The 16,329-nt window shown below is 66.5% G+C and carries 15 protein-coding genes and 1 tRNA gene; 4 read left to right on the top strand and 12 right to left on the bottom strand.

Translation table 11 applies throughout. The features are described 5' to 3' along the window. Positions 1 to 6 precede the first annotated feature (6 nt). Positions 7 to 1,407, bottom strand: a complete 1,401-nt coding sequence (gene gltX, locus N8I74_RS09510) for a glutamate--tRNA ligase (RefSeq protein WP_263126654.1) — start codon at positions 1,405 to 1,407, stop codon at positions 7 to 9. A 63-nt stretch (positions 1,408 to 1,470) separates the two neighbouring features. Next, entirely contained in the window at positions 1,471 to 2,931 is a 1,461-nt protein-coding gene (gene mltF / locus N8I74_RS09505; RefSeq protein ID WP_263126653.1) for a membrane-bound lytic murein transglycosylase MltF, read from the bottom strand. Between the two features lie 153 nt (positions 2,932 to 3,084). Between mltF and N8I74_RS09500 the strand changes: the two genes are divergently transcribed. Beyond that, a tRNA-Ser gene (locus N8I74_RS09500) sits at positions 3,085 to 3,174 on the top strand. Positions 3,175 to 3,444: 270 nt separating this feature from the next. Here N8I74_RS09500 and N8I74_RS09495 read toward each other — a convergent pair. Next, positions 3,445 to 3,714 (bottom strand): hypothetical protein, encoded by a 270-nt coding sequence (locus tag N8I74_RS09495; RefSeq protein ID WP_263126652.1) that lies wholly within the window; start codon positions 3,712 to 3,714, stop codon positions 3,445 to 3,447. A 391-nt stretch (positions 3,715 to 4,105) separates the two neighbouring features. Here N8I74_RS09495 and N8I74_RS09490 point away from each other — a divergent pair, with 391 nt between their 5' ends. Then, the gene (locus N8I74_RS09490) at positions 4,106 to 5,071 is read left to right on the top strand and encodes an alpha/beta fold hydrolase (protein WP_263126651.1); all 966 of its coding nucleotides are present in this window, start codon (positions 4,106 to 4,108) and stop codon (positions 5,069 to 5,071) included. A gap of 477 nt (positions 5,072 to 5,548) precedes the next feature. On the opposite strand, the gene N8I74_RS09485 is transcribed toward N8I74_RS09490, so the two are convergent. From N8I74_RS09485 to N8I74_RS09460, 6 genes are all read right to left on the bottom strand, one after another. After that, positions 5,549 to 6,292 carry a phosphatase PAP2 family protein gene (locus N8I74_RS09485; RefSeq protein WP_263126650.1) on the bottom strand — a complete coding sequence of 248 codons (744 nt, stop codon included), beginning with the start codon at positions 6,290 to 6,292 and terminating at the stop codon, positions 5,549 to 5,551. Then, entirely contained in the window at positions 6,289 to 7,935 is a 1,647-nt protein-coding gene (locus N8I74_RS09480; RefSeq protein WP_263126649.1) for a phosphoethanolamine transferase, read from the bottom strand. Before N8I74_RS09480 ends, N8I74_RS09485 begins: the two co-directional genes overlap by 4 nt. A 134-nt stretch (positions 7,936 to 8,069) precedes the next feature. Next, a complete protein-coding gene (locus N8I74_RS09475; RefSeq protein WP_263126648.1) occupies positions 8,070 to 9,335 on the bottom strand; it encodes a sensor histidine kinase in 1,266 nt (421 codons plus the stop codon). Next, positions 9,332 to 10,027 (bottom strand): response regulator transcription factor, encoded by a 696-nt coding sequence (locus N8I74_RS09470; RefSeq protein ID WP_263126647.1) that lies wholly within the window; start codon positions 10,025 to 10,027, stop codon positions 9,332 to 9,334. Before N8I74_RS09470 ends, N8I74_RS09475 begins: the two co-directional genes overlap by 4 nt. A 104-nt stretch (positions 10,028 to 10,131) precedes the next feature. After that, on the bottom strand, positions 10,132 to 10,392 hold the full coding sequence (locus tag N8I74_RS09465) for a hypothetical protein (RefSeq protein WP_263126646.1): 261 nt from the start codon (positions 10,390 to 10,392) through the stop codon (positions 10,132 to 10,134). Positions 10,393 to 11,121: 729 nt separating this feature from the next. Then, positions 11,122 to 11,589 carry a nuclear transport factor 2 family protein gene (locus N8I74_RS09460; protein WP_263126645.1) on the bottom strand — a complete coding sequence of 156 codons (468 nt, stop codon included), beginning with the start codon at positions 11,587 to 11,589 and terminating at the stop codon, positions 11,122 to 11,124. Between the two features lie 81 nt (positions 11,590 to 11,670). On the opposite strand from N8I74_RS09460, the gene N8I74_RS09455 reads away from it, so the two are divergent. Beyond that, entirely contained in the window at positions 11,671 to 12,264 is a 594-nt protein-coding gene (locus N8I74_RS09455; protein ID WP_263126644.1) for a TetR/AcrR family transcriptional regulator, read from the top strand. A 372-nt stretch (positions 12,265 to 12,636) separates the two neighbouring features. Here the strand turns inward: N8I74_RS09455 and N8I74_RS09450 are convergent, their stop codons facing one another. Beyond that, positions 12,637 to 13,083 (bottom strand): MerR family transcriptional regulator, encoded by a 447-nt coding sequence (locus N8I74_RS09450; RefSeq protein ID WP_263126643.1) that lies wholly within the window; start codon positions 13,081 to 13,083, stop codon positions 12,637 to 12,639. Positions 13,084 to 13,151: 68 nt separating this feature from the next. Here N8I74_RS09450 and N8I74_RS09445 point away from each other — a divergent pair, with 68 nt between their 5' ends. Further along, positions 13,152 to 13,769 (top strand): cation transporter, encoded by a 618-nt coding sequence (locus tag N8I74_RS09445; protein ID WP_263126642.1) that lies wholly within the window; start codon positions 13,152 to 13,154, stop codon positions 13,767 to 13,769. Positions 13,770 to 13,894: 125 nt separating this feature from the next. Here N8I74_RS09445 and N8I74_RS09440 read toward each other — a convergent pair whose 3' ends face one another. Then, positions 13,895 to 14,758 (bottom strand): alpha/beta fold hydrolase, encoded by an 864-nt coding sequence (locus N8I74_RS09440; protein ID WP_263126641.1) that lies wholly within the window; start codon positions 14,756 to 14,758, stop codon positions 13,895 to 13,897. A gap of 248 nt (positions 14,759 to 15,006) precedes the next feature. Next, complete coding sequence (locus N8I74_RS09435) at positions 15,007 to 16,248, bottom strand: serine hydrolase domain-containing protein (protein ID WP_263126640.1); 1,242 nt, start codon at positions 16,246 to 16,248, stop codon at positions 15,007 to 15,009. Positions 16,249 to 16,329 lie beyond the last annotated feature (81 nt).

Here is a 16,329-nt window from a genome sequence, read left to right as displayed (position 1 = left end):
GCGGCGTCATGCCGCCAGCCGCCGCAACACCTCTTCACGGCCGAGCAGCGCCAGCACCGCGTCCACCGACGGGGTGCTGGTGGTGCCACATACCTTGGCGCGCAGCGGCATCCCCACCTGCGGCATCTTCACGCCCTGCTGTTTGACGAACTCCTTGATGTAGGCCGCCAGCGCTTCGGCGCTCCATTCCGGCAGACGGGCCGCGCCTTCGGCGAAGAAGCCAAGCCGCGCCTCATCGTCCGGGCCCAGGTGCTTGTCGACGATCTCGGCGGTGGGCACCAGCGCACGGTAGAAATACTCGGCCTGATCGGCCATCTCCAGCAGCGTCTGGCTGCGATCCTTCAGCAGCGCACACACCGGCGCCAGCGCCGGCCCCACTGCGATGTCGACGCCACGATCGGCCAGAAAGCCCGCCACACGTTGCGCCAGGCGTGCCGGATCGGCAGCCTTGATGTGCTGGGCGTTCAGCCACAGCAGCTTGTCGCGGTCGAACCGGCTGGGGCTTGGCGATACCGCGGCCAGGTCGAACCACGCGACGAACTGCGTCAGCGAGAAGAACTCGTCGTCGCCGTGTCCCCATCCCAGCCTTGCCAGATAGTTGAGCAACGCCTCGGGCAGGATGCCCATCTTGTCGTAGTCGACCACGGACACCGCATCGCGCCGCTTGGAGAGCTTCTGCCCCTGGTCGTTGTGGATCATCGGCAGATGCGCGAACAGCGGCACTTCGGCACCCAGCGCCTGATACAGATGGATCTGGCGTGGTGTGTTGTTGACATGGTCGTCACCACGGATCACGTGGCTGATGTTCATGTCCCAGTCATCGACCACCACGCAGAAGTTGTAGGTGGGGGTGCCGTCGGGACGGGCGATGATCAGATCGTCCAACTCCTCGTTGGCGATCTCGATGCGCCCTTTGACCTGGTCATCCCAGGCGACCGTGCCGTCCAGCGGCGTACGAAAACGCACCACTGGCGACACATCCGCCGGCATCGGCGGCAATGCCTTGCCCGGCTCGGGGCGCCAGCGCCGGTCGTACCGCGGCTTTTCGCCGCGCGCCTCGGCCTCGGCGCGCATCGCCTCCAGCTCTTCCTTGCTGCAATAGCAGTGGTAGGCATGGCCGCCCGCCAGCAGCTGGCCGATCACTTCCTTGTAACGCGCCATGCGCTGCATCTGGTAGAACGGGCCTTCGTCGTAGTCCAGGCCGACCCAATGCATGCCGTCCAGGATGGCCGCCACCGATTCGGGTGTGGAACGCTCCAGATCGGTATCCTCGATCCGGAGGACGAACTGCCCCCCATGCTTGCGTGCATACGCCCATGAGAACAGGGCGGTGCGCACGCCGCCGATATGCAGCAGGCCGGTGGGGCTGGGCGCGAAGCGGGTGCGGATGGGGCGGGCTTGATTCATGGGGCTTCCGGGACGAACGCAAAGGCGCCATTGTAGCGGCCCCGGTCCGGCCCCGCAGCCCCGCTACAGCGCGGCCTGCTGCAGCGGCGCCCGTGCCGGCAGCACGCGGTTGTTGATCTGCAGCCGCAGGTTGTCCGGGTTGTGGATCACCACGTCCTCGGCCAGCACCGGCAGGCCCGGCGTGCGCGGCTCTTCGAAGCGGGCAAGGATGTCGTAGTAGGTGCGCAGCGTCTCGACGAAGATCACCGGCTCGCCGCCGCGCGCATAGCCGTAGCGCAGCGTGGAGAAATACTTGGGATCGCGCAGCAGCGGCAGCACCGTCTTCAGGTCGGCCCAGCTGTCCGGATTCTTGTTGAGCCGCCCGGCGAGGCGCCGCGCATCCGACAGATGCCCGATCCCCACGTTGTAGGCCGCCAGCGCAAGCCAGGTGCGGTCCGGCTCGGGGATATGGGCCGGGATGGCATCGAGCATCATCCGGATATAGCGCGCGCCGCCCTGGATGCTCTGATAGGCATCAAGCCGGTTCACGCCGAGCCGGTTGGCGGTGTCGGTGGTCAGCATCATCAGCCCACGCACGCCGTGCGGTGACACCGCCGCGGGATTCCAATGCGATTCCTGATAGGCCAGCGCCGCCAGCAGCCGCCAGTCCAGCCCGGTCTTGTCCTCGGCCTCCAGAAACCAGTCGCGGTAGCGCGGCAGCACGGTTTCGCGCTTGCCGAGGAACGCCAGCGCGTCCACCGGCGCCACGCGGTCCACATGGCCGTAGTAGCGGTCGATCAGCCGCTTGAGCGTGCCATCCTCGGCCACCTGACCGAAATGGCGTTCGATGCGCGCAAGAAGCTGTGCATCCTCCGCCGGCGTCGCCCAGGCGAGCGGCTGCCCGGGCCCGAACGGCCGCGCGATCGCCACGCTGGGGAAATAATTCTGCGCCACACCGGCAAGGTGCGAATCGACCACCACGTAGTCGTATTCACCGTCAGCCACGCCTTCGACCAGGCCTTCGGCGTCGTCACCCTCGACGAGCCGCCATTTGAAGCCCGGCTGCCCGACCTTGTAGCGGTTCATCGCCTGCAGATACTGCGGCAGGGTCTTGACCATGGCCACACCGTCATGCAGCGCCGCCAGCGCGCGTCGCGCCGGCACGGCCGCCCGATAGACCAGCACCGGCTCGATCTGCTGATAGGCCGGACCGAACGCAAGCTCCGGCCGGTCATCGTCGCGGTACACCCCGACCGCCAGATGCGCCTCGCGGCGCGCCAGTCGATCGAGCAGCCGGTGATAGTCGCGCTCGACCACGAAACGCACCTTGAGTCCGTGCGCCTCGGCAAACCGGGTCACCAGATCGTATTCCAGCCCCGAGTATTTGCCTTCCGCGTCCACATACAAGGTGGTCGGCCCGTTTTGCACCAGGACCACCAGTTCCTTGGATTCGCTCCAAGGCAGAACGCGATTGACTTGCTGGTTCGGCATATCAGAACAGCCGACCAGCGCGGTGGCGAACAAGGCCATCAACCAGTGTTTCATGAGGCTCCGTCAGTGGAGGCGGCGCGCTTGCCTGACTGCGCGAAGCGGGGCCCCCGGGTTAAGACGGCGGCATTCTGCCAATCTTTTAGGCAATCCACAAACGTAAAGACTTTGCATTGAAGTCCAAACCTCGTTAGAATCCGCGCTTCTTCAGGAAAGGTGGCAGAGTGGTCGAATGCGCCAGACTCGAAATCTGGTTTAGGCTCCGGTCTAACGTGGGTTCGAATCCCACCCTTTCCGCCAGTTGTATAAAGCCCTGACTCGTCAGGGCTTTTTTCATTTCCGCCGTCGGCGGCCCGGGCGGTGGCAAGGCCCCTGGTTCCGCCTTGGCATGCCAAGTTCCAACCAGGCGCCGCGGGCTGGAACAGGCGGTGCGACGGCAACGGTTTCAAAACGTAAGCGCGTGTGCACGGTCTTGCCGGCACCCCGGTGCTGCCCGGTCGGGCGCGGGGTGCGAAGCCGCACAGGACCATGCAGACCCCGACGCCCCGGCATTGCCCGGGGCGTTGCCGTTCACGGTGTTGTGCATCTGCCTGCGGCGCGCCGGATCGTCCGGTCGCGGTCATGCCATGCGCACAGGTCCTGCTTCAGCGAAGCGTCCATGCGGAGCAAGACCCGCCGGCACAGAACGGCGGGCGCTGCCCCGCCATCGGGGTGCAGCGGCAACGATTGGCTGCGTAGCGCATCCAGCACCGCATTGTGCTTCATCGCGTCCTGAACCTTGCGCAGTTCTCGATCGGCAACGGGCAGGCCGGGAAGATCCTGGTATGGCTCGGTGCCCACTGCATGGCGCCGTCGCGATTCCCAGTCTTTTGCAATGCCAAGGCCACGACAGCCCTATCCATCGGCACGACACCGGTCCAGGTGAGCATCGCCGATCACGTCGACCTGCGGCCCGGCTCACGCGGCAGACGCATGCTCGGCGCAGCGTTGGCCACGGGCAGTTGCGCGAGGCCCCGTCGGCGTGTGGTGGCGGCACCCGCGACATTCATCGGGCTCTTCAACGATGGCGACAGCGCAACGGGCCGATACACCTGCGGCGCTCTGGGCTGCCCATTGGCCGCCAACGATGCCGCTCATCCGGCGCAGGTCGAAATCCGGCAGGCTCGTTCGTCGTGCAGGTACAGGCCCCTGCTGATGGCCTCCACCTCGATCATCACTTCGGGAGTTTCCCATGCACTTGTTTCGCCATCCGTTGCTGCTGCTGTCGGCAACCCTGTTGCTCGCCCTGTCCACGCCACTGGTCCTTGCCAAGGAGGCCCGTGCGTCATCCGCATCTGCGCCCAGCACGCCCCCGGTTGCCACGCCGGCCAAGTCAGGCTATGTCCCGGTGAACGGGGTCGACTACCACTACCAGATCCATGGCCAGGGCGCGCCGCTGTTGCTGCTGCATGGCGGTCTTGGCAGCACCGGGATGTTTGGCCCGGTGCTCGCTGCACTGGCCCGCACCCGCCAGGTCATCGGGGTCGACCTGCAAGGGCATGGCCGCACCGCGCTGGGCGGGCGCGACATCAGCCTGGTGGACATGGGCGACGACCTGGCTGTCCTGCTCAAGCACCTGGGTCTGCAGCAGGTGGATGTGATGGGTTATTCGATGGGCGCCGGTGTCGCGTTCCGCCTTGCGGTACAGCACCCGGAGCGCGTACGCCGGCTGGTACTGGTCTCCGCCGGCTATGCGCAGGACGGCTTCTTTCCGGAGATACTGCAGATGCAGGCCCAGGTGGGCGCGGGCATGGCCGAGGCGATGAAGCCGACGCCGATGTATCAGTCGTATGCGGCCATCGCCCCGCGACCACAGGACTTTCCGTTGCTGCTGGATCGCATGGGTGCGTTGATGCGCAAGCCCTATGACTGGTCGGCGGACGTGCAGCGGCTCGCCATGCCGGTGATGCTGGTCTATGGGGACAGCGACATGTTTCGTCCGGAACACATGGTGAAGTTCTATCAGCTGCTGGGGGGCGGTCTGCGGGACGCGGGGTGGCAGCGTGAACACATGTCCCGCAACCGCCTTGCCATCCTGCCCGGCTTGACGCACTACGACATCTTCCTGTCACCGGCCCTGGCCAGCACCGCACTGTCCTTCCTGGACGATCGGCAGCCACCGCAGACCTGGGTGGCGCAGCCGGGCACCGCCCCGTAGCGGCATCCGCCTCGCCAACCGTGGTGTGCACGCGACGCGAAGGTGCGTTCCCTGTCGCACCGCTCGCGCGGTCATGCCGGCAGACCGTTGCCCTCCCGCTCCCGGCCTGTCGGATGCCCTGCCATGGTGTTGGCCGCGACACGTGCCGGAAAACCGGATGCCATCGTGGTCCACGGCGCATGACCGCCCCAGCGACCTCGCGCAGGCTGTTCCTGGCACGTCGTGATCCCCGCGCAGACCGGGCCGCGGGTGCGGAGCGGGATGCCCAGGGTGCCCAAGGTGATATCCGCCGGCCCCGCGGCGACAAGGTCGAGGCATGCCTGCTCGATGGCAGGATCGGGCACGGAGCCGGGAACGGCGTGCTGCCGCCATGCGGCATTGGGGTGGCGGCAGGCAGCACCCCCGCGGTCCTGCCCCGGTCAGGGCGGCACGGCCGGGGCATCGCACCCCATGGGCAAGACCAGTGGGCACCCCGGGCTATCGCTCATCCGCCGGCGGCGTCTTCGCGGGTGGAAAGAGCACGTACAGCGCCAGCAGGACCATCCAGACCACCCAGGCAGACCACAGCGTGTGCGAAGGGAAGTGCGCCCCTCGCATGGTCTGCGTCCATCCCATGGCCCACCCGCCGCTCAGGCCCAGCGCCAGTGCCCATGCCGCCTTGCGCCGATCCAGGTCCCGCAGACCGAAGTAGAACGCCATCATTGCAAAGCCGCCAGAGGCATGGCCTGCCGGAAAGCAATGCCCCGCGGCGAAACGCGCGGGGACATCGGCAAACAGTGCAAGGTGAGGCGCATAGCCCCCGTACTCCGCCAGATCCCACGGGCAATGATGGATGCTGCGCGCCTTCAGCATACTCACCGTGCCGCTCGCCAACAGCATCGCAAGAAAGATCCAGAACGAACGACGCCGCTGCGCGCGCCACCCGGTGTGCAGGAATGACCAGAACCACAGGCCCAAGGCGCCCAGGCCGACCGCAACGACAAGCAATCTGGCGGCGGTATGAAGGACCTCGCCGAACAGCAGGCTGTGCTGCAGCGGAAAACTCCTGGTCGACGGGTCGAAGTAGCGCCTGACAACCCAGTCATCCAGGCCGGTCTGCGGGTAGACCAACCACAGCAGTGCACCCAGGGCCAGGGGCAGTGCGAGATGCCACAGCCAGAAGGCCAACCCTTGTGGAAAGCGCGCCGGCCGGTGGCGTGCCAAGCGGGTCGCCCGCCTCACGCTACACGCCTGCAGGGCGCGAAAACATCGAGCGCGGACCGGTATTCCTTGACCTGCACCTGCAGCAACCCGAGTACCGAGTGGAAGAGGTTGTCCTGGGAATAGGCAGCGTGCCGGCGCGCCACCAGGCAGGCATGATCGATCCCGAAGCTGCGTTCGAAGCCATCGGAGAACCACATCAGCGCGGGAACGTGCTTCTGGGCGTCGGGGGCAAACACATAGGGGGTACCGTGCAGGTAGAGGTTGCCCTCACCCAGCGACTCGCCATGGTCCGACAGGTAGATCATCGCGGTGTCCACCTGGCCGGCCTTGCTGCGCAGCAGATCGATCAGGCTGGACAGCACATGGTCGGTGTAGCGCAACGAATTGTCGTAGCCGTTGACGATCTGCTGCCGCGAGCACCGATCGAGCTGGACGGACCGGCATTCCGGCTGGAACAGCTTGAACGCCTGCGGTGCGCGGCTGAAATACGCAGGGCCGTGGCTGCCCATCATGTGCAGCACGATGACGGTACTGCGATCGAGCGTATCGATACGCTGGTCCAGGCCGGCAAGCAGCACCGCGTCAAAACAGTCGCCCGACTGGGGGCAGACGCCTGCGATCCTGCTGTCACGCACCTCCTCGCTCGGTACGCGCGCGCAGACCCCCTTGCAGCCTGATTGATTGTCCCGCCAGCGCACAGCGAGCCCCGCCTGCCTCAGTACATCGAGCAGATTGCCCTGGGCCTGCGCCTGTTCCTGCGAAAAGCCATCGCGCCCCAGGTTGGAGAACATGCAGGGAAGCGATACGGCGGTCTCGGTGCCGCAGGACCACATGTTGGTGAAGTTGATCAAACCGGCCTGCCGGGCGAGGCGCGGCGTCGTATCCCGTGCATAGCCGTTCAGGCCGAAATGGTCCGCCCGCGCCGTCTCGCCAATCACGATCACCGTGACCGCCTTGCGCCTGCGCTGGGACCACGCCGGCGCCAACCGGGCATCGATGCCGATGGGCATGAACGTCGCCGGGGTCTGGCTGCGGCGTTTCAGATAGCGCGAGACGGCCTGGAGGTAGTTGGTCGGCGTAAGCAGCAGACGCAGGTCACGGTGATTGCGCGCGACCGAGGCAAAGGTCTGGTAGCTGCCCAGGGCAAGGGTCAGCACCACAGCCACGCAGCCTGCGATGATGAGCAGCTTGGCGAGCAGCTCACGCGCCAGGGGACGCCATTGAATCGGCATGCGCCACAGCAGCCAGATGGGCAGCACGCCAAGCCCTGCCACGTAGAGCAGCATCTTGAAGGTGAGCAGGTCACGCAGTTCGCCGCGGTCGGTTTCCACGGCATTGCGCACCATGTCCACGTCGATCATCACGCCATATTGGTTCATGAAATAGGCAATGAGCGACGTTGCCAGCAGCAGCAGGCTCAGGATCGGGCGCAGCACGTAGGGCCACGCCAGCAGCGTCAGCAGCAGGTTGAATCCGGCCAGGAGCATGGCAAAGCCGGCGACGAAGCCCGGCCACGTCGCCGCCGTGAGGGGCCGGACCGCGACCAGGCGCGACCAGAACGGCACATTGCAGCAGACGAGCAGGAAGCCGGCCACGGCCAAGGTGATCCATTCGGCACGCAGCGCCGGCGACGAAGACCGGCGAAGCAGGTTGTTGCGCATGAGCCGCCAACACGGATGAACGATCGGGCGGCCACGCTAACAAGGCGGCTGTGAGGATTGCCGGATGGATTTGTGAGGGAAGTGTGAGTCCGGCCCGTCGGGCCGCACGCTTCGATGCGGGCCGCGCAGGCCGGTCAGTGTGCCGGCCCGGCGTGGGCGAACACGATGCGAAATTCGCTGCCTTGGCCCGGTTCGCTGCGCAGTTCACATCGCCATCCGCAGCGTGCGACAAGCTGCTGGACGATGGCAAGCCCCAATCCCATGCCATCGGGCAGATCGCTGAGACGATAGTGCCGCTCGAATACCTGGCTCAATTGCGGCGCCGGAATGCCAATCCCGGTATCGCAGACCGACAACCACCCGGGCCCCGCACCGACGCTGATCCAGCCGCTGCACGCGTGTCGCAAGGCGTTGCTCAGCAGGTTTTCGAGGATCAACGTCAGGACCGCGGCATCTGCGCGTACCGTGAGCCCGACCGGCACCTGGTTGTGCAATGGCAGCGCCGGACGTCCGTTTGCTTCACGGTGCGACTCGATGAGGGCCGCGACCAACGGCTGGAGCGGCACGTCTTCCCACTGCAGCTGCGCATTTTCGCGGGCCAGCATCAGCAAGGCGCGCAGCGTGCGTTCCAGCTCGTCGACCGCATCCACGATGCGCGCAGCGCGAGGGCCGGCCTTGTCATCGCCCAGCAGCAGCTCTGCGCTGGTACGGATCCGGGTGAGCGGCGTGCGCAGCTCGTGGCTCACGTTGGCGGTGAATTCACGCTCCCGCTCGATCAGCTGCGTATTGTGATTGCGATAGTCATCCAGCGCCGCCGCCAGTTGCGCGATCTCCTGGTCCTGCGCGGCATCGAGGAAGGGGGTCGGATCGTCGGTGCGGACGCGCTCGGCCAGCCGCTTCAACTGCCGCAACTGCGCATTGGCCAGCCATTGCCCGAGCCACAACGCCATCAATGAGAGCAGCAGCACACCCATCACCAACGCAACCAGCAGGTGGGCCAGGCGTCGCTCGTGTTCACGGGTGTCGTACAGCAGGTAGTAGCGCTCACCCGCAAAATCGCGCACCCCGACGTGATACTCCAGCTCCTCGACGAACCATTCGTGATTGCCCGGCGGAAAGCGCCGCAGCGCTGCCGGCAACGCCGCCGGTGCCTGACCGTTGACGGTCCGGTACAGCGACAGGTGCGGCGCCATCACCGGCTGGCCATCCGGGTGAGCGAGGAGCCCGTCCAGCGCGGTATTCACCACCTCATCGATCAGCGCTTCCTCCTGCTCCTCGCTGCTGAGGAACAAGGCGACGGCTTGCGCGGTGAGGGCCAGGATGGTCAGCAGCGTGAAGGTCCAGGCCAGGCGCCATCGCAGGCTGTTGCGGGCAACGGCTGGTGCCGCCGGCGCGCTCATGGTGTCTCCGGCGCGTGGGGTCCGCCCACCAGCTTGTAACCGCGGCCGTGCACCGTGACCAATGGGCTGCTGCCATCCGCAGCGGCCAGCGCGCGACGTACCTGCGCGATCTGGGTACGCAGCGCATCGCTGCTCGGCTGGGTTTCACCCCAGACCGCGTTTTCGAGCTCGGCGCGGGAAAACAACCGCCCCGGTTGGGCCATCAGCACCGTCAACAACCGGATGCCCTTGGGTGGCAACGACAGGCGCACGCCCTGCCAATGCGTCTCCCCGCTCACCGGATCGTGCTCCAGCCGGCCGACACGCAGGCGCTGCGGCACGACCCGCCCCTGGGCACGTTTGACCAGCGCCAGGAGTCGCAGCTCGACCTCCTTCAACGCAAACGGCTTGACGAGATAATCGTCTGCCCCGGCAGCGAAGCCGGCCTCCTTGTCCGCCAGGGTGTCGCGGGCGGTCAGCATCAGGATCGGCAGCGACAGCTGTGCATCGCGCCGCAGGCGCTGCGCCAGGCCCAGCCCATCCAGACCAGGCAGGCCGATATCCAGCACCAACGCATCAAAGGGCTGAGCGGTTGCCAGGTGCAATCCGACCAGCCCGTTGGGCGCCGCGTCGACCTGGTGCCCGCGTTCACTCAGATAGTCGTAGAGGTTGGCGGCAATCTCGCTGTCGTCTTCGATGATCAGTATCCGCATCCCGTCCTCCTCGCGCACCCGATGATGCAGCATGGCGCCGGAGGACCGCGCTCGGCGCACCCCGGGCAACAACCCGCATTAGAGTGCGGACAGGCGCGGGTTTGTCAACGTGCAGCGCGCATGAGGCGATGCAGTGCGCCGAGATGCGCCGGCCAGGCTTGCCCGGCCAGCTGCGAGCCAACGCTGCGGCCGCCACCTTGCGCAAGCAGTCCTGGAACGCGGTCATGGCTGCGGCCCCAGCTGTGTGTGTCGAGCATGCGCACGAACGTGGCCTGCCCGCCGACCACCCCCTTGGCGGTGTCCACGGTGGACTGCCAGGAATGGGTCTGCGCCACGGCGGTGCCGAAGCCCAGCTGCAGCGTCACGAGATGATGGCGCTCGGTCAGCGGTGGCCAAGACCGTGCCGGTCACCGCGACGTGGTGCATGCTCAGGTGATAGCAGCCGCCGGCGATCAGCGTGGCGTCCTTCGCGGTGGCGACGATATTGGGGCGGACAGCCTGCACATAGCCGTTGGCCGTAGGCTGTACCGAGACCAGACCATCCGCGGCGGCGGCGCAGAAAGACGACAGCGCAAGCATCACCGTAGCGCAGGCGAGGCGCGAAGAAAGGAGAGAGCCGTATGACGTGGGGAGAATCCAGGATGTAGGCGGACTAATTCCTAACCCTAACAAGGGGTCTGAGTACGACTGCCTACTGGCTTCCCTTCCAACGCTCTTTTTTATGTGGAATGCGACAGAACCGTGTCACCTGGCGCAGGATCTCTTGGGCATACCCGCACTAAAGCGGATAAAGCCATCGTATGTTCGTAAGTTCTATCGGATTCAATGGCAATTGAGTTAAAGATCGATCACTCCGTTGACCTGCCAAAATCGTCATCCCATCTGAACATTGACCGGTCCTTGAAACAAGAAAGAATAAAAAGGCATCGGCGGCAGCAAATACAAGACCCCGCATCACGGGGCCTTGGGTTTCAGGGTCGGCTGGGATGCCGCGTGTCGGACGTGCCTGGATCAATCGAGCTTGGGCGACCGCTTTCAAGAGCCACCGATGCGCTACGCACAAATGGCGGCGTGCTGCCGGCAGGGGTGGATGCTCACAATCCCAGATCGCTCAACCCGGGGTGATCGTCCGGACGGCGCCCCTGCGGCCAGTGGAAGCGACGCGCCGCCTCCTTGATCGGCAAGTCGTTGATGCTGGCCAGACGCCGCACCATCAAGCCCTGCGCATTGAATTCCCAGTTCTCGTTGCCATACGAGCGGAACCAGTTTCCGGAATCGTCGTGCCACTCATAGGCAAAGCGCACGGCGATGCGCTGGTCAGTGAACGTCCACAACTCCTTGATCAGCCGGTACTGCAGTTCCCTCGCCCATTTGCGGCGCAGGAATTGCCGCACCTGTTCGCGCCCTTCGATGAATTCGGCCCGGTTGCGCCAGCGGGTGTCCTCGCTGTAGGCCAGCGCCACGGTATCGGGATCGCGCGAGTTCCACGCATCTTCGGCCAGACGGACTTTCCGGGCGGCCGAATCGGCGTCGAAGGGAGGAAGCGGGGGTCTGCTATGCATGGCGGGCTCCTGGTGGACGTAGACAGACTTGTCTACATCGCCACCCTAGCCGACGTAGACAGATCTGTCTACCATACAGGCATGCTGCATCCCGACCCTCATGACCTGACCGCTCTGCCGGCCCGCCAGCGCATCCTGCTCACGGCGCACGCGCTGTTCTACCGCGACGGCATCCGCGCCACCGGGATCGATCGTGTCATTGCGCAGGCGCAGGTGACCAAGGTCACCTTCTACCGCCACTTCCCCAGCAAGGACGATCTGGTCCTGGCGTTCCTTGCCCATCGACATGCACTGTGGCTGTCGTGGTTCGACGCGGCGCTGACGCGCGAAGGCGATACGCTGGACGCGTTGCCCACGGTGCTGGCGCAATGGTTTGCCGAGCCGGTGTTCCGCGGCTGCGCCTTTCTCAACAGCGTGGGCGAGCTGGGTGAGGCGCTGCCCGAGGTGCGGGCGGTCACCCATCGCCACAAGCAGGACATGGTGGCGGTACTGGAACGCCTGCTGCCGCCCGGGGAAGCGCGGCACAGGCAGGCACAGGCGCTGGCAGTGGCGCTTGACGGTGCCATCGTCCACGCCACCTTCGACCCGCAGCCGGAAACGGCGCTGGATGCGCTGCGCATCCTGATCCAGGCACTGCGTGGCCCGGACCATGGGGACACCGCCAGGAGCCGCTGACAAGTGCTTGCTGGCGGCATTGCGCGCGCTCGCCGTACACCCTGCACTGCCTGTACTCCAAGGAGGCCCGCCTCCGGACGGTGTCGCCTGCCGCACCCGCTGCGCCGGATCTGGCCCGCCGCTGCAGACACCCTGCCCTGCCGCAGGCCAGGGCAGGAGCGCGGGCCGCAGGGGCCTTGCCGGTGAGTGGCGGCAGGCCGGGCACGACGCGACAGCAGCTAGCGATGGCCTCGAATTGTTGCAGCGCGCGCTTGGATGGCGATGTCGACGCCACTGTGGAATCGTGCAGGCGGATGGCGCTCCGGCCTGGGATCTGCATGGCGACACCGGATTGCCCCGCGCCAGACCGACCTGTTGCGGGCTGCTGTGTGCCTACGATGCGGCATGTGCGGGCAGGCTTCTGTCATGTGGCGGGTTGCAGCAATCCCGGTCCTGCAGCGCTTCCAGCAGGCGGCAATGCAGCGCGGCGTCGCTGCGGCAGTCGGCCAGCGCCCGCAAGGCGTTGGCAAGCTGCTGCAGATCGTGGATGCGGGCCTGGACAGTGGCAAGCTGGCGCTGCACCAGCGCATCGGCTTCGCGGCACGGCGCCTCGGCATGTGCAGCCAGATCGAGCAGGCCCCGGATATCCTCGATGGCAAAGCCCAGCTCGCGCGCGCGGCGGATGAAACCCAGCCGGGTCACACTGTCCTCGCCATAGCGGCGATAGCCGTTGGCGGCGCGCGGCGGGCTGGGCAACAGGCCGATCCGTTCGTAGTAGCGGACGGTTTCGGCGTTGACGCCGCTGGCGGCCGCGAGTGTCTTGGTGGTGAAACTGGTCATGTCGCTTGACCCTGTAGCAGCTACAGGGTTGAGCATACCGCTTTCGATGATCGTGATGGAAACCTGCCATGGAACACTGCTGCCACAGCCACCCGCAACCCGTCCCCGGCAACGACCGCCGCTACCGCCGCGTGCTGCAGCTCGCCCTGCTGGGCAATGCCGGCATGTTCCTGATCGAGCTGCTGGCCGGCGCCGCGTCCGGCTCGGTATCGCTGCTGGCCGACTCGCTGGACTTCTTCGGCGACGCGGCCAACTACCTGCTCAGCCTGTGGGTACTGGGCCTCAGCCTGACGGCGCGCGCCCGCGCCTCGTTGGTGAAGGCGGCGAGCATGGGCCTGTTCGGCGTGGGCGTGCTGGGGCTGGCCCTGTGGCGCAGTGTGTATGGCGGTGTGCCGGAAGCGGCCACGATGGGCTGGGTCGGTGCACTGGCGCTGCTGGTGAACGTGGGCGTGGCGCTGCTGCTGTACGCGCACCGCGACGGCGACAGCAATCGCCGCAGCGCCTGGCTGTGCTCGCGCAACGACGCCATCGGCAACCTCGCGGTGCTGCTGGCTGCACTGGGCGTGTTCGGCTCGGGCCGTGCCTGGCCTGATCTGGTGGTTGCCGCCATCATGGCCGGTCTTGCGGTCAGCGCGGCCTGGCAGGTGCTGCGGCAGGCCAGGCAGGAGCTGGCAGGCACGGTCTGAGGCGGCTCGATGCCTGCGCGGCAACACCCTGGCGTGGCGGATCACCTGGCTGCCGCGCTCACCTGCCCGATGATCGCGGCACTTGCAGCGCCCGTGGCCCCGGCCCGGCCTGGGGCCGCCGACCTTCAATGTTCGCTGCGCTCCAGAAACCCGCGCACCAGCGGCAATGCCTGCTCGAAATGGGTTTCCAGCAACCAATGGCCCGCATCCTCGAACAGGTGCAGCTGCGCGTCCGGCAAGTCACGCAGATACGCCTCGGCGGCGGGCCTGGGCATGAAGCCATCCCGTGGGCCCCAGAGGATCAGGGTCGGCGGTTGCCGTTCGCGCAGATAGTGCTGGTAGCGCGCAAACCAGGCGAGGTTGGCCTCCAGTTTTTCCATCAACCCGAGCGCGAGGCCGCGGCGCACCGGCGTATCCATCAACGACCAGTGCAGCTTCCACAGATCCGGCGGCACCCGCTCGGCCACGGCGGCATCGACCTCGTTGAGGAATTCGTCCTGAAAGCCCGCCTCGCTCACCGCGGCTTCGAGCGCCTGGTGGTGCGCCGGCGTCTTTTCGCGCCAATAGGCCTTGATCGCCGCATATTTCGGGCCCAGCACATCCTCGTAGATATCGCCGTTCTGGATGATCAGCGCGGTGATCCGCTCCGGGCAGGCGATGGCATGGCGCAGTCCGATCTGCGAGCCGTAGTCATGCAGCCAGAGCGTGTAGCGGGACAGGCCCAGTGCATCGGCAAACGCCGCGAGGAAAGCGGCGTAGGCATCGAAGTCATAGGCAAACGCCGCCGGATCGGGGGTGGCGCTGTAGCCGAACCCGGGGAAATCCGGCGCCACCGTGCGCCAACGGTCGGCGAGCGCCGGCATCAGCCGGCGGAATTGGTACGAGGAGCACGGATAGCCGTGTGGCAGCAGCAGCACCGGCGCATCGGGCGGGCCGTCTTCGCGGTAGAAGATGGGATGACCGTCGATCTGGATCGTGCAATGTCGCATAAGGCGCCTCCGTGAAAACGCGACGGCGGCACGCCGCCGCCGTTTCACTCGCTCAACCCATTAACCGACGGCATCCGGCGCCGACCAAGCGCAATTGTTGCGCCGGGAGGACCGATGACCGTGGGAACCGGCGGCAGCCTCGGGGCATCCGGCTGCGCACCGGCGGCAGGCGGGCCACCGGCACCGCGGGCAGCGCAGTGCCCGCCCCTGCTGCCGGATGCCGGATGCCGGATGCCGGATGCCGCGCGTCAGCGTGCCGGCGGTACGCCCACGCCGTAGACGGCATCCCGCACATCGGTCGTGAATTGGCCGGCCATGCCTTCAAAGGCAGTGTTGGTCAGCGCAACGACCGAAAGACGCCTGGCCGGATCGACGAACCAGATATGGCCGTATGCGCCGCCCCATTGCAATGTGCCCGCCGACTGCGGCGTGCTGGCGGCGGCCGGGTCCACCAGTACGCCCCAGCCGTACCCGAATCCCCAACCCGGCCCGTTGGTCTGGGCCTGTGGGCCGACGTGCGCCTGCGTGGCCAGCTTCACGGTATCCGGCTGCAGCAGCGGCCTGCCGTGGCCGTGCAGCGTATCCAGGATCGCCAGGACCGAGCCCGCGCTGCCGGCCATGCCGGCGCCGCCCGATGGATAGGGTCTGCCCTGCAGCAACCGGTCCGGCGCGAAATTGAACACCTCGCCCATGAACACGACCTGCTGCCGCTCGGCCATCCGCTTGGGCTCGGGCTGATGATCGAAATACGGGGTGACCAGGCGCGACGGATACACCACGCGGAAGGCAGTGTCGTGGATGCCCAGCGGGCGGGTCACCAGCTCGTCGATCGCCTCGGGCAGGCTGCTGCCATGCGCCTTGGCCACCACCGCGCCCAGCACATCCGTGGCCATCGAATAGACCCACGCCGTCCCCGGCTCATAGACCAGCGGCGCCCGGGCAAGGCGCTTGAGGTTCTGCTCCAGGGAGACCTTGCGCCAGTCGAACCCATTCGAGACGCCAAGGCGCTGGTAGCTGCCATCCGGCGGCTGCATGAAATCGTAGGTAAGGCCCGCGGTGTGGGTGAGCAGCTGATGCACCGTGATCCGCGGTGTTTCGCCCTGCTCGGTCCTGGGGCGGAACGACGGCAGCCACTTGGTCACCGGATCATTGAGTGACAGGCGCCCCTGCTCGATCAGCTTGAGCGCCGCCATCGATACGATGGGCTTGGTGACCGACGCCAGCAGGAACAATGCATCCTCGCGCATTGGGATATTGCGCTCGCGGTCCGCCAGGCCCGCTGCACGCTGGTAGACCAGGCGGCCATCCTGGGCCACCAGCACCACGGCGCCGACGATGCGTTGCTCCGCCACCGCCCGGTCGATCGCGCGGTCCAGGTCGGCGGCGAAGGGCGCTGCCTGTTCCGCCGCGTGGGTCAATGGGGCCAGCGCCAGCAACAACGCGCCCATCCAGGCAACGGCAGTGTTCATCACGGTGTTCGACCTGAGCATGTTGGGTACCTCCTTCTCTTTGGTGTAATGGGACAGCTGAGTTTAGAAACGGCCAGACCGTACCGAAAGCCCCATAATGGC

The organism is Chitiniphilus purpureus (assembly GCF_025642115.1).
In the GTDB taxonomy this organism is placed as follows: Bacteria; Pseudomonadota; Gammaproteobacteria; order Burkholderiales; family Chitinibacteraceae; genus Chitiniphilus; species Chitiniphilus purpureus.
This window is presented reverse-complemented; position numbering and strand designations above follow the sequence as displayed.